16 protein-coding genes are annotated in these 12,747 nt (G+C 35.0%); all 16 read right to left on the reverse strand.

Annotation, left to right across the window (positions count from 1 at the left end):
• Positions 1–13: 13 nt before the first annotated feature.
• On the reverse strand, positions 14–859 hold the full coding sequence (gene ylqF / locus ACKP2L_RS04325) for a ribosome biogenesis GTPase YlqF (protein ID WP_439426131.1): 846 nt from the start codon (positions 857–859) through the stop codon (positions 14–16).
• Positions 856–1,086 (reverse strand): YozE family protein, encoded by a 231-nt coding sequence (locus ACKP2L_RS04330; protein ID WP_439426132.1) that lies wholly within the window; start codon positions 1,084–1,086, stop codon positions 856–858. The genes ylqF and ACKP2L_RS04330 overlap by 4 nt, the downstream gene beginning before the upstream one ends.
• A complete protein-coding gene (locus ACKP2L_RS04335; protein WP_439426201.1) occupies positions 1,086–1,406 on the reverse strand; it encodes a DUF2140 family protein in 321 nt (106 codons plus the stop codon). Before ACKP2L_RS04335 ends, ACKP2L_RS04330 begins: the two co-directional genes overlap by 1 nt.
• Before the next feature lie 254 nt (positions 1,407–1,660).
• Positions 1,661–2,431 carry a GDSL-type esterase/lipase family protein gene (locus tag ACKP2L_RS04340; RefSeq protein WP_439426133.1) on the reverse strand — a complete coding sequence of 257 codons (771 nt, stop codon included), beginning with the start codon at positions 2,429–2,431 and terminating at the stop codon, positions 1,661–1,663.
• A 102-nt stretch (positions 2,432–2,533) separates the two neighbouring features.
• Positions 2,534–3,382: a DegV family protein gene (locus ACKP2L_RS04345; protein WP_439426134.1), complete on the reverse strand. Its 849-nt coding sequence runs from the start codon at positions 3,380–3,382 to the stop codon at positions 2,534–2,536.
• Between the two features lie 3 nt (positions 3,383–3,385).
• A complete protein-coding gene (locus tag ACKP2L_RS04350; RefSeq protein ID WP_439426135.1) occupies positions 3,386–3,904 on the reverse strand; it encodes a dihydrofolate reductase in 519 nt (172 codons plus the stop codon).
• Entirely contained in the window at positions 3,870–5,069 is a 1,200-nt protein-coding gene (locus ACKP2L_RS04355) for a CCA tRNA nucleotidyltransferase (protein ID WP_439426136.1), read from the reverse strand. The genes ACKP2L_RS04350 and ACKP2L_RS04355 overlap by 35 nt, the downstream gene beginning before the upstream one ends.
• The gene (locus tag ACKP2L_RS04360) at positions 5,069–6,310 is read right to left on the reverse strand and encodes a tetratricopeptide repeat protein (protein WP_439426137.1); all 1,242 of its coding nucleotides are present in this window, start codon (positions 6,308–6,310) and stop codon (positions 5,069–5,071) included. The genes ACKP2L_RS04355 and ACKP2L_RS04360 overlap by 1 nt, the downstream gene beginning before the upstream one ends.
• 53 nt (positions 6,311–6,363) lie before the next feature.
• The gene (locus ACKP2L_RS04365; RefSeq protein WP_439426138.1) at positions 6,364–6,639 is read right to left on the reverse strand and encodes an HU family DNA-binding protein; all 276 of its coding nucleotides are present in this window, start codon (positions 6,637–6,639) and stop codon (positions 6,364–6,366) included.
• Between the two features lie 147 nt (positions 6,640–6,786).
• Positions 6,787–8,121, reverse strand: a complete 1,335-nt coding sequence (gene der, locus ACKP2L_RS04370) for a ribosome biogenesis GTPase Der (protein WP_439426139.1) — start codon at positions 8,119–8,121, stop codon at positions 6,787–6,789.
• Positions 8,122–8,123: 2 nt separating this feature from the next.
• Positions 8,124–8,819, reverse strand: coding sequence for a (d)CMP kinase (cmk, locus tag ACKP2L_RS04375; RefSeq protein ID WP_439426140.1), 696 nt, complete (start codon positions 8,817–8,819; stop codon positions 8,124–8,126).
• Entirely contained in the window at positions 8,806–10,077 is a 1,272-nt protein-coding gene (locus tag ACKP2L_RS04380; RefSeq protein ID WP_439426141.1) for a LysM peptidoglycan-binding domain-containing protein, read from the reverse strand. The genes cmk and ACKP2L_RS04380 overlap by 14 nt, the downstream gene beginning before the upstream one ends.
• A 37-nt stretch (positions 10,078–10,114) precedes the next feature.
• Positions 10,115–10,678 carry an ECF transporter S component gene (locus ACKP2L_RS04385; protein ID WP_439426142.1) on the reverse strand — a complete coding sequence of 188 codons (564 nt, stop codon included), beginning with the start codon at positions 10,676–10,678 and terminating at the stop codon, positions 10,115–10,117.
• Positions 10,662–11,396, reverse strand: a complete 735-nt coding sequence (locus ACKP2L_RS04390; RefSeq protein WP_439426143.1) for a pseudouridine synthase — start codon at positions 11,394–11,396, stop codon at positions 10,662–10,664. The genes ACKP2L_RS04385 and ACKP2L_RS04390 overlap by 17 nt, the downstream gene beginning before the upstream one ends.
• Complete coding sequence (gene scpB, locus ACKP2L_RS04395; RefSeq protein ID WP_439426144.1) at positions 11,389–11,970, reverse strand: SMC-Scp complex subunit ScpB; 582 nt, start codon at positions 11,968–11,970, stop codon at positions 11,389–11,391. Before scpB ends, ACKP2L_RS04390 begins: the two co-directional genes overlap by 8 nt.
• A gap of 3 nt (positions 11,971–11,973) precedes the next feature.
• Positions 11,974–12,711 (reverse strand): segregation and condensation protein A, encoded by a 738-nt coding sequence (locus ACKP2L_RS04400; RefSeq protein ID WP_439426145.1) that lies wholly within the window; start codon positions 12,709–12,711, stop codon positions 11,974–11,976.
• Positions 12,712–12,747 lie beyond the last annotated feature (36 nt).

Genomic DNA, 12,747 nt, shown 5'->3' on the forward strand with positions numbered 1-12,747 from the left:
CTTGCTCCCGCAGCTAATTGATAAAACTGTCGCCATAATAGTCTAGGGATATCTTCCCAAATTTTCCAGCTCTAAAATCATGGATCAATTTTTGGCTGGAGCGCTCAAAATCCTGACGCATCCCAAGTTGGCTAGTGATAGACATCAAGGCTGCGGTTGGATTATCTAAAGGAAAATGATTTATTTTATATTCAGTTGCGATCGCCGTTGGATAATTTTTTTGCATAAAAGAAATAAACCAAAGCGCTAGATCATCCGGTGCTAGAAGTGTATCCTTTATACCGCCTAGAAGAGCTATCTTCACGCCTATATCTTGATCTTCAAACTTAGGCCATAAAAGACCCGGTGTATCTAAAAGATCAAGATCATATTTAGTTCTGATCCAATACAAAAATTTTGTGACTCCTGGCATATTAGCTGTTTTAGCGATATTTTTGCCTGCTAAATGGTTTATAAAAGTTGATTTGCCAACATTAGGGGTACCGACGACTAATGCTCTCAAATTAGATTTTTTTTTATTATCAGACACATCATTATAAACAGGATTGTTTTTTAACTGTCTCAAAAAATCACGTGACAATACACCTAATTTAGAGTCAGTCGTCAAAATACCGGAAAAATTTTCCTGATTTATCCTAGAAAATTTTTTTACTTGTGCAGGATCGGCTAAATCTATTTTGTTAAGAAGCAAAAAGACAGGTTTTTGAGAAATAATTTCACCTATTTTTGGATTTTGAGTTGATTGCGGCGCACGTGCATCAACTATTTCAATAGTGAAATCGATCGTCTTTATTTGTTCACGGATCTCTCTAAAGGTTTTGGCCATATGGCCGGGAAACCATTGAATTTGTTGAGTCATAATTCCTCCTCGGAAGCCAAGAATTCTTTCCAAGCCTCATCAAAAATTTGCATGCTTGCCAAATAGTTAGCATTTTCTTCTAAATAATTCGATATTTCTGAAAAATCCTGCGATTGTTTGGGAAAAGCCGAATCATAAAAAGCCCCATTAGCAAACTCCTGAACCTCGTTTGCATTCTCAGGTTTTCTTTGTGTCATCAGCCATTGATAAAAACTTCTGCTTCTCACTATTTTAAACCTCCTCTAAAGATAATACGGTCTTGCTTCAAATTTATTTCTTCAGCTTTAAAAGCAAAAATACGGCCAGTAGGAAGTTCGTTCATGTCTACAAAAATCTCATTTCTCTTTGGATCTATTTTTATAAAAGCCGGTATGTTCTCCGTTGCCTTAACATAAGACAAAACTATCGGAATCGGCAAAGGAAGCGATCCGGCGACTAATTTTCTTGGTTTTAGCAACAAATTTCCATTTTTAATTACCTGAGCTTTTGTCAATAAACCAAAATTTATATTCGATCCGAAAACTTTTTGATTTCCATATAAATAAATACCGTCATTTTCAACATCTACGGTTAAATTTTTTTTTTTCTATATCTTCAAAATATTTTTTTTAGAAATGCTGTTTATTTGTTTCTTTGTAAAAGTTATATTAAAAGTTGCATTAGAACTGTTAACCGCGTTTCTCGCTGGTGATACAGAAGTTTGATTCAAAAAAATAAAATAATATATTGAAAATAAAAAAATAATTATAAAAAGAACTATCGACCAAAAAAGATAGAACCAAATATTAATTTTATCCTTGTTTATTTTTGCCATGAAAATCTCTTTTCAATCATGCTGTATAATGATTTTGCCATATAATCATATCCTTTGTTATTTGGATGAAAGTTATCGCTGGTAGAAATCAGATTATTTTTTATTTCATCGTTATTATTTAGAATCGATCTGCTATCTTGGTCTCTTTCGATCAAAGCTTCAATTTGGGATCTCGTTTGGAATTGTCCAAAAGTTAATTTCCGGAAAATCGAAATATAAAAAGTTTTTTTCTGCTGATCGTACTCAGAAAGCGAACTATTTATTGAGTTAAATTGCACCACATCGTCATTAAGATCTCTTCTTTGTGCTAGATAAACAAAAAAAGGATTGTAATTACCGAAAATAAAAATAGATGATTTATTGTTTAACGCCCTGATTTTGTCAAAAAGGTTTCTCAAAGACCTTTTGTATATTTGAGACTGCTCTTTTACCCCGTTATTCAGCTGTTCTTGACTTGATATGGAAATATTTCTTAAAAGATATTGGCGTAAATCGTTTCCGCCTACCGTTAAAACTATTATGTTGGCTTGACTTAGTTTTTTTTGAATATATTTAGAACTATTAATTCTTGTTAGGATCTGGTCAGACCGATCACCGGGTTTTCCAAAATTTTCAAAAGAAAAGTCGACCCCCTTATGATTCCTTCTTAGCGTTTTTTCAACTCGACCCGTATAACCAAATTGGCCGCTTGTGTCTCCAACGCCATAAGTCAAAGAATCACCGATAAAAACTACATTGGCCTTCTTAATAATGGACACATTATGTATTTGACCTGCCCTTAATCCGCTAAATAAGGCAAAGCAAACCAAAGAAAACAGCAGAATTGAAAAGAATAAAATTGTTCTATAATGTTTTCTCACTCAGTCACTATAATACAAAATGCAAAGAGTCCCAATGCCTGTATGTGTAGCAATGATCGGTGCAGTTCCCAAAACTACTACAGGCACATTCGGAAAAAGTTTTTTTAGCCTATCTCCGATCTGGTGAGCTTTTTCGTCCGCATCAACATGGGATACACCGATAGCTTTGATATTTGGTATATTATGCATATCAGAGATCAGCTGGTCAAAAAATTTGTTAACGGTTTTTTCGCCCCGGCCCTTAATGATCGTCTTTATGGAATCATCAATAAACTCTATTCCAACTTTGATATTCAAAAATGATCCTATTAAACCGGTCGCCTTATTAATACGTCCGCCAGCAACCAAGTTCTTTAATGATTCAAGTGTCAAAAAAATACGTGTCTTTTCAGCAACCTTCTTTAAACGCGCGATTATCTCCTCTATTCCAGAACCTTCTTGAACCATTTTACCGGCTTCCAATACTTGAAAAGCCAGTCCTCGGTCGATCGAATGGGAATCGATATAAGTAACTTTGCCGTTAAAATCTTTGCTTACACTTTGGGCTGTGAGTCCCGTACTTGATAAGCCGGTCGACATGTGTATGCTTAAAATCTGTGCGCCGGGATCCTTTTTTAAAATATCCTGGTAAGCGTTATAAAAATTTATAACGGCCGGCTGGCTTGATTTTGGAAAATCTTTAGCCTGCTCCATTTTCTTAAAAAATTGTTCGTGAGTGATATCTACGCCCTCTAAATAACTTTTACCATCTATAAAGACTTGTAAAGGGACGACTGTAATATCGTATTTTTTAATTTCTTCTTTTGTTAATGCTGCTGATGAGTCTGTAACAATTTTAATCAATGACATACTCTAATTATTATACTTGAGAGAAGACTTTTTTCTTTGAAAGCTTAAGAAATCGAAAGAAAAATTATGTAAATTATCTGCCGGATGATGTTTTGTTGAAAAAATTTCAAAAATTTCATCATCAATGTCAGGAGCATAAGTATCTCCCTTGATTTCTGTGTTGACCATCGTGACATAAATTTTATCAGTATATGGCATGAAGCTTTTATAGACTTCGCTTCCGCCGATAACAAAAAGATCCAGTCCTGATTCTCGAGCGATCTTGATTGCTTTTTCCGGGCTATCAACTATTTTAACGGCATCCTTCTTTATCAATGATTTTTTATTTCTAGTCAAAATTATATTGGTTCTTTTGGGCAAAGGGCGCGATCCAAAAGATTCAAAAGTCTTCCTGCCCATTACAACGGCAGTTCCAAGGGTTTTTTCCTTGAAAAATTTCATATCATCTGGTAATTTCCAAGGCAAGCTTCCGTTGCTGCCGATGACTTTATTTTTTGACTGAGCCCAAATTTCTATTATCATTTAAAAATTCCTTTATCAAACTTTCACGAGAGTTTTCAACTCGGCCATAAATAACTTTCTGCTTAAGTTCATTTAGTATTTTTCCTATTTTCGGACCAGGGATCAAACCTGCCTTTATCAAATCATTACCGTTTATTTTTAGCTGATCGTTACTATGAATTGGTAAATTCTCAAATTTTTCGATAAGTTCTTTCTCGTCAGAACGGTGCCAAGCTTTTATCGCAAAATAGAAATATTGACCGCAGTTATACAAATCAAGCGGATCAGGCTTCGGATTATTTATAAGCGCTAATGATTTAGTAATGGTTTTTATAAGTTCATTACTCATTTTCCAATTTTTCAGGTAAAGCATTAATTCATTTCCAGACAGCTGAGTTAAATATACAAAACGAATCCAACAAATATTTTCTTCTGCTTCTTTTGGAACTCGATAACTATAAAATAGTTTGCGCGGATCGCTTATCAGATCGTTACCGGGAAGATTTTTAGTTATCGACAGATCATACATTTTTTTTAGAGTGGTATCAGCTGAACTTCCGGTCAGGAGTTTGGAAAATTCTGTAAATATTCTTTCTGTTGCTATTATCCTTAAATGGTTTGAAAGTTCAGTAGCCGCAGTCAAGGTATTGGGACTTATTTTAAAATCCAGCTGTGAAGCAAAGCGGAATGCCCGTAAAATCCTTAAAGCATCCTCTGAGAACCTTTTTTTTGCCATACCGACACTTCTTATGACCCCTTTTTTTAAATCATCTAATCCGCCAAAATAATCAAATAATCGCCCTTCGGAATCCATCGCGATAGCGTTGATCGTGAAGTCTCTTCGGGCCAGATCTTCTCGCAAGCTTTTTGTGAAAGTTACATGGTCGGGATGCCGGTCATCTTTATATTTTCCATCTATTCTAAATGTCGTTATTTCATAATTTTTACCAGAAAAAAATACTAGATCGGTTCCGTGCTTTTCCCCAGAATAGTTATCGGCAGTTTCGAAAATATCCTTCATTTGCCGCGGTGTTGCATCTGTTGTTATATCGATATCATGGATCGGACGCTTTAAAAGTGCATCTCTAACTGATCCGCCAACAAAAAAAGCCTGAAAACCATTTTTCTCTAACGTTTTCAAAATAGGTATGGCATCTAAAAACAATTGGTCTAACTCAATTTTCATTAGGATAAATAATTCTCCATTTCAAAATCATCAGGAACAAGCTTCAAATATTGATTCAAATAGTCTTTGGCTCTATCTTCGTCTTTGCTTCTAACGATGAAAAAAGCATCTTTTAAAAATTGTGGATCATCGAAAAAGTAGTCTTTTACTTGAGAAATATTTTTAATAGCGGCATCTACTTTGCCAAGCCCAAAATCAGCCCTTGCAAGATACCAAAAATATCGGTTATCGCTTTCATCGTCTTCTAAGTGGATATTTAACAAATCAAAAGCTGATTGATATTTTTTTTGCGAAAGATCGTTAAGAGCTGACAAACTTATTAAATCGGGATTATTAGGGTCTTTTTTTAAAAGTTCCCTTAGCTGCTCATCAGAATCGTCAAATCGTTTCTTTTGGCTATAAGCTAATGCTAACCGGTATCTTATTTCAGAATTGAATGGATCGGCCTGCATAGCCAATTCGAGCACTTTGATCTGCTGGTCATTCCTGCCCTTTTTAAAGTAAAGCTCCGCTAAGCTTAAATAATCTTCTGAAACGCCTTCATCATTTTCAATATTTTTTTCAAGGATCGGAATTGCAAGTTCTTCATCATTGCTTTTGATATACGCATGAGCGAACATGCTCAACTCTTTAGCAGAAAGATTTTTTTCACCTATTTTTTTGAATTCATCAACTGCATCTTCAAACTTACCATTCGAGGCAAGCGCAGAAGCCAGCCGATGGTGCAGATCGATATCACCTATTTTTGAAAATCCTTTTTCGATCAAATAATCATACAATTGAGCAGATTTACCGTTTTCGCCTTCCGAATCATAAAATTCCGCTAGAGCAAACCTGACCACAGGATCCGAGCTATATTCTTGGAGATCCAATAGAACTCCCTCAGCTGATTCCAATAGTCCTTCGGACTGATACAGATCCGCTTTATCTATTTGAGCTGATGTGTATAATTCACTCTCGGAACTTATTTGTGATATCAAATCAAGGGCATGATTATCATTGCCGTTTTCTATGTCGATTTCTGCTAAGGAAAGTTTGAATTCATCATTGGCCGGAAACCGATTTAAAGAAATTTTCAATAAACTTTCTGTATCGTCAATAAAACCCTTGGACAATAAAAATTCAATGAGTCTGACCAAACTATTTTCATCGTCTCTTTGAGCAGCTTGATCGATCAATTTTTGATTATCGAATGAATCGTTTAAAATATTTTCAATTATTTTATCTGAATACTGAGTCATCTATTTAATAATTCTATAACAAAAAACCAGCTAAACGCTGGTTTGAATTTTATTTATTTAACAGCATCCTTTAAAGCTTTACCAGCTTTAAATGCAGGAACTTTTGATGCTGGAATTTGAATTTCAGCTCCCGTTTGTGGATTACGTCCCGTTCTTGCTGCTCTATCACGAACTTCAAAATTTCCAAAGCCGATCAATTGAACTTTTTCACCTTTAGTAAGGTAACTTGAAATTGAATCAAAAACTGCATCAACTGCGGCTGCAGCGACTTTCTTGTTTAAATCAGTCTTTTTTGCAACTGCATCGACTAATTCTTGCTTATTTGCCATTAGTTTCTCCTGCTATATAATTTGTTGTTTAGTAAAATTCACGATATCATGATTTCACTATTAAAAATTTAACACAAAATCAATTAAAAAAATAGGTTAAAACCGCGTCATTATGCGAATTGTAACTTTTTTGTCAATTGAAAAGCTTTACTTTCTCTCTCTGATTCTCAATACGATCGGTGTTCCGGAAAAATCAAAGTTGTCCCTGATCTGATTTTCCAAATACCTTTGGAAACTAAAATGCATCAAATCAGGATCATTCACAAAAATAACAAAAGTAGGCGGTGCAACTGAAACTTGAGTTGCATAATAAACCCTTAGTCTTTTTCCGTTTCTCGTCGGTGTCGGATGAATAGCCAAAGCATCAATTATCGCCTGGTTAAGATCGGATGATTTTATTCTTTTTTTATGATTTTCATCGATGGCTGCAGCCGTATCTGGTATTAAATCAATCCTTTGACTTGTTTTTGCAGAAACGAACAATATCGGTGCAAAATCAAGAAATTTAAATTCATCACGGATCAGATCGGTAAAATCTTTCATCGTATAATTATTTTTTTCGATAGCATCCCATTTATTAACAACGATCAAAACAGCCCGGCCTTTTTCAGTAGCTATTCCGGCAATATGCTTGTCCTGCTCCCTTATACCGGCTTGTGCGTCAATAATAACAGCTACTGCATCAGCTTTTTCGACAGCCATTTGAGCTCTGAGAACGGAATATTTTTCAGTTTTTTCGATAACTCTGCCGGACCTTCTGATACCAGCCGTATCAGTAATTGTAAAAGTCTGACCTTCTTTTGTAGAAAATTGAGCATCTATGCTATCTCTGGTAGTACCTTGAACATCGCTGACTATAGACCGATTTTCCTTGATCAAACGATTAAAGATAGATGATTTGCCAACATTTGGTCGACCGATCAAAGCAATTTTTATACTGTCATCTTCTAAATTTTCATTTTTATCGGAAGAAGATAATTCATTTTTTAATTTTTCTACCAGATCATCTAATAAATCTCCAACACCTAATCCGTGTACTGCTGAAATTGGGTATGGATCTCCTAGGCCTAATGAATAAAAATCATAAATTTCATCTCTTTGATTGAAATTATCAATATGATTAACAGCCAAAAAAACCGGTACCTTCGATTTATATAATATCTTAGCAACTACTTGATCATCTTTTGTAACTCCAGTTTTTCCGTCAACTAAAAAAAGGATCGCATCTGCTTCTTCGATTGCTAATTCTGCTTGCTCTTTTATTTCTTCGGCAAAAACATCTTGATCATTTTCTGAAATTCCGCCAGTATCTATCAGTGAAAAAGCAAGTCCATTCCACTCACCTTTTTCATACAATCTATCCCTTGTTACTCCAGGCTGATCATCAATTATTGCTTTTTTATAGCCTACGAGTCGATTAAATAAAGTTGATTTGCCAACATTTGGTCGACCGACGATCGCTATCTTGAATTCTTTTTTCATATTTAACTTTGATTAATTGTTTTCAGGCGCCTCGAAATTATAGATGATATTTTATCGACGACTTGTTCAACAGTGAGATTTGATGAATCTAACTCGATCGCATCATCCGCTTTTTTTAATGGGCTTATCAATCTATGGGAATCTTTATAATCTCTTTGTTTTATATCTTCTTCTAAGCTGCTGAGCGACTGATCCAAACCTTTCTTTTTATTTTCCAAAAAACGTCTTTGTGCTCTGGTTAATGTACTTGCAACCAAAAAAATCTTGACCTGTGCTTGGGGCAAAACCGTGGTTCCAATATCACGGCCGTCCATAACTACACCATTACTGGAGGTCATCTCCCGCTGCCGGGCAGTCATCTCATCTCTAACTTTTTTATAGGAAGACACCAATGATACATTATTAGTTATTTCCTTAGACCTTATTTCTTCAGTAACGTCCTCGCCATTCAAAAAAACTTTTTGCACAGGATCAGCTGGCAAAAATTTTATTGAAATAAAGGTCACTCTATCCGAAATTTCTTGTTCATTTTCATAATCTATGCCATTCATTTTGGCATAAAGAGTCACGGCACGGTACATAGCTCCAGTATCAACATAAATGAGGTTAAATCTTTTTGCTATGATTTTGGCAACAGTTGATTTTCCTGATCCTGCAGGCCCATCGATGGCTACTTGAAAATTATTACTGTCCGCCATAAACCCTCAAAACTTGGCCCGGTTGAATCGAAGAACCAGCTGGCAGACCATTTAACTGATAAAGCTGGCTAAGAGTCATATTGTGATTTACAGCGATTCTGTATGCGGTATCTCCTGAACGAACGGTGTAAGAACCATAACCGCCAGCAGTACTGCTGCTTGATGAAGATTCTTCTGGTTGGCTGGATTCTGCAGGGGCTTGAGAAGAGCTGTATGAACTTGCAGGTTCCTGACTGCTTGATTCGACTGCACTGGATGAATCAGTATCGCTGGACGATACTTCAGAACTCGAAGAACTTGGTGCCGATGAAGAACTGGAACTGCTAGACGAAGTAGACCTGGAACTGCTAGATGATGCAGCTCTAGGAGTGTTATTGCCGCCGTTGCGATTGCCAGCTAATGAAGCTATCGTTGGAATCGCGATCAAGATTATAACAGTAGCTATGATCAGAGCTACAATGAGATTTTTATTGAATTTTGTAAAAAATCCACTATTCTGGTTTCTTGTACTGGTTCTCTTATTTCTATCATTAGCAGCTCTAGGTGCCCGGGTGCGGTCGTTATTACCGTTATTATTGAATCTTTGACTAGGAATTTGGTCTTGATCAGTGCCGTCATTTCTATAATCGTTTAAACGATTTTGTTGATTTGGCGAACTGTATCTATTTTCCGAAACGTTATTTATAGGCGGAAGGTTTTCTTGATGATCATCATTTCCTTCGCCGCGAACATTTTCAGAAGTATTTTGCTGGGCAAAAGGATTGAAACTTTGTTTTCCACCATCGTCTGAAAAAGAATTGGAACTGTCATTTTTTGCAGGATCTTCAAAATCATTACGAGGATAAACGTTTTGATTCCTGCTTAAATCAATGTTATCGAAAGTATCCGGCTCCTGGCCGCTTGCACTCTGACTAGATTGATTTTGATTATTAAAATTAGCAGAATCAAATTCAGATTCAGAAAAATCATTTTGGTTATGACCAAAAAAGCTTGGATGGTCATCATTTATACCATTTTCGCTTTGATCTTCAGAATCAGTATCGAAGGGTTTGAAAATTTGATCATTTCTTCCAGTTCCTTGATCGCCGTTATTTTTTTCCGGAGAAAACGACTTAAAAGGATCAGAAAAGTCTGAATCGTCATTTTGATTAGCCCTATTCCGATTTAACGGACGAAAACCGCTATTTTCTGAACTGTTCAAACTATTATTTTTATTATTACTATCTTCATTAGGATCGTATGGTCGAAAATCACTCATAAATACCTCTAATCACCTCGTACTACACAATATTCTATCATAGCCCTTTTAACAAGGTTTTAGATATAGGCGATAAAAGATAATAAACAAAAGACCAGGCAATCCCTTCTATCAAATTAAAAGGAAGAATCATCGATACTATGTATTTATTGATCCCGATCAATTTATTTATATCGAATTTCATGAATTCTGAATAAAGAGGGACTGCAAAATATAAATTAAGGATGATTGCAAATAAAGTGAGCAAAATAGTGGCTGCAATAAAAGAGAGCCAAACGTTTTTTTCTCTTAAATAGAAAAAGGTTACCAAGAAAATTAAAGCTAAAACAAAATTTACAGGAAGGCCTATCAAAGTACCAATACCGTTATTTAAGACGATCAGATGAAGAACGGTCCTTAAAAAAAGAGCAGCTAAAGCATATCTAAGCCCTAAAGTCACGGCTAACAGCATTATTGGGATTATAGAAAATTCTAATTCCAGAAAAGACGCCCCAGGAATAATCGAAATTTTAGGAAAAATCATTAACAAAAAACTGATCGCCGAGAAAAGAACTGTAACTGTAAGGTATCTTAATTCTTTATTTTTATTTTTTCTTTCCATAAGAAATTAACTCTCCGATTTCTTTATTAGTTAGAGGTCTTGATTGACCAATTTTTAAACTGCCTAAATTTAATTTGCCCAAAGAGATTCTTTGAAGCGTAATTACTTTAAAACCAAAAGCCTCAAAAATATTTTTTACTTCATGATTTTTACCCTCGGCAACAATTATTTCAGCAAAGGAGAGATTTTCTTTTTTATCAAAATTTAAAAGCTTAATCGAAATAGGATTATATGCCTCCCCTTCCCAGTAAATTGGCCCTTGGATATCCTTTAAAGAATCTAAAGCAACTTTGCCGCGTAGGCCAACGCGATATTTTTTTTGGATCTGATAACGCGGATGACTAACTATTTCGTCAAAATTTCCATCATTAGTCAATAACAATAAACCGGTCGTATCCTTATCTAACCTGCCGACTGTGAAGATTCTTTCCTTATTTTTTATCAATTCCAAGACACTAGGCTGATTAGGAAAGCTCCTGCTTGATGCAACATATCCTTTTGGCTTATTGAGCATCAAATAAATTTTCGGCTGGACGATTATAGTTTTCCCATTAATAGAAATCTCGTCAACTAAAGGCCGTACTTTCGTTCCTAATTCAGTTGTTTGCTTTCCATTGACATAAACTTGTCCACTGCTTATCAATCCTTCTGCTTTTCTTCTAGAAGTTATTCCAGCTGCAGCGATCACTTTTTGTAATCTTTGTAAATTATCAGTCATTATTCCCCTCAAAATTGTTTTTAAAAATGTCGCTGCCGCTCAAATCTTCTTCATCTATTTTTATATCCGGCAGATCGGGTAAATCATTTAAGTCTTTGAGATCAAAATAGTTCAAAAAGAAATCAGTAGTTTTATAAAGAACTGGGCGGCCAATTACATTTTTTCTGCCTGCTTCTTCGATCAAATCATTAGCAAGCAGCCTTGAAATCGCACCGCTTGAATTGACCCCTCTTATTTTATCTATTTCTATTCTGGTGACGGGCTGCTTATATGCAACAACAGTCAGAGTTTCTAAACTCGCTTTTGAAAGCTTGCTGCTAACTGATTGCTGATAATATTTTTCCAAAACATCGGCAAATTCAATTTTAGTCGTAAATCTGTAGATACCGCCATTATTTTTAAGTTCTAAGGGTATTTTTGGTTCGTCTTTTAATTTTTTTGCTATTGAATCAATCAAACTATAGACCGCTGATCTGTCAAAAGAACTGGCAGCTGATAGAGAATCTATATCTATACCTTGGTCGCCCGAAACAAATATTAAAGAAAAAATGACAGCTGTTTTATCTAACTGCATCAATCAACCTTTCTTAATAATTATATTATTGTCCGCTCTATTTTCATGAATTACCAATTCTTTGTCTTTTGCCATTTCTAAAATAGCTAAAAAAGTAGTAATAAGCTCATCGATATTTGTTTGTCCTTCAAATAAATCGAAAAAATTGATTTTAAAACGCATAGATCGATGCTTAAAAATATTTTTGATCAGACTGGTTTTCTGTTCAATAGTATATCGCTCTTGTTCTATACTTCTTGTTTTTGGAAGCTGATCGAACTTTCTTTTGACAATAGTCAGGAAAGCTTTTTTTAGTTGATCGATATCTATGCCCCTTGTAATTGGCGAAAGGTGAACATAATCAGGTTTTTTTAATTGAGGCCGGTCAAAGTATAAATTTCTTTTTTTAATTAATTTTTCTAACTTATTAACGACTTTTTGATATCTTTCATATTCTATCAAAGCCTCAACAAGCGAACGTCTTGGATCCTGTTCTGGGTCTTCTTCAATGTTTTTTTTCTCAACTGGTAAAAGAAAACGAGATTTTATTTTAACCAAATCCGCAGCCATAAGCAGATAATCACTACGCTGATCCAGGGGATGGCCTTTTTTTTGTTCAATAAAATCAAGAAATTGATCAGTAACTTTAGCGATCGGCAAATCAAATATATCAAACTCTTGAGTTCTTATTAAGTGCAAAAGCAAGTCTAAAGGACCACTAAAATCTTTAAGCGAAATTGTAAACTGTTCTTCTTGATTCACGCAAATAATTTTATCATTTTTAAAAAAGCAATAAAA

This window comes from Oenococcus alcoholitolerans (assembly GCF_051852995.1).
GTDB classification, from domain to species: Bacteria; Bacillota; Bacilli; order Lactobacillales; family Lactobacillaceae; genus Oenococcus; species Oenococcus alcoholitolerans.

What these genes read in the sequence shown, in the direction of transcription:
- ylqF (WP_439426131.1), bottom strand. Translation starts at nt 859, where the DNA reads ATGACTCAACAAATTCAATGGTTTCCCGGCCATATGGCCAAAACCTTT.
- ACKP2L_RS04345 (WP_439426134.1), bottom strand. Translation starts at nt 3,382, where the DNA reads ATGTCATTGATTAAAATTGTTACAGACTCATCAGCAGCATTAACAAAA.
- ACKP2L_RS04350 (WP_439426135.1), bottom strand. Translation starts at nt 3,904, where the DNA reads ATGATAATAGAAATTTGGGCTCAGTCAAAAAATAAAGTCATCGGCAGC.
- ACKP2L_RS04355 (WP_439426136.1), bottom strand. Translation starts at nt 5,069, where the DNA reads ATGAAAATTGAGTTAGACCAATTGTTTTTAGATGCCATACCTATTTTG.
- ACKP2L_RS04360 (WP_439426137.1), bottom strand. Translation starts at nt 6,310, where the DNA reads ATGACTCAGTATTCAGATAAAATAATTGAAAATATTTTAAACGATTCA.
- ACKP2L_RS04365 (WP_439426138.1), bottom strand. Translation starts at nt 6,639, where the DNA reads ATGGCAAATAAGCAAGAATTAGTCGATGCAGTTGCAAAAAAGACTGAT.
- der (WP_439426139.1), bottom strand. Translation starts at nt 8,121, where the DNA reads ATGAAAAAAGAATTCAAGATAGCGATCGTCGGTCGACCAAATGTTGGC.
- cmk (WP_439426140.1), bottom strand. Translation starts at nt 8,819, where the DNA reads ATGGCGGACAGTAATAATTTTCAAGTAGCCATCGATGGGCCTGCAGGA.
- ACKP2L_RS04380 (WP_439426141.1), bottom strand. Translation starts at nt 10,077, where the DNA reads ATGAGTGATTTTCGACCATACGATCCTAATGAAGATAGTAATAATAAA.
- ACKP2L_RS04385 (WP_439426142.1), bottom strand. Translation starts at nt 10,678, where the DNA reads ATGGAAAGAAAAAATAAAAATAAAGAATTAAGATACCTTACAGTTACA.
- ACKP2L_RS04390 (WP_439426143.1), bottom strand. Translation starts at nt 11,396, where the DNA reads ATGACTGATAATTTACAAAGATTACAAAAAGTGATCGCTGCAGCTGGA.
- scpB (WP_439426144.1), bottom strand. Translation starts at nt 11,970, where the DNA reads ATGCAGTTAGATAAAACAGCTGTCATTTTTTCTTTAATATTTGTTTCG.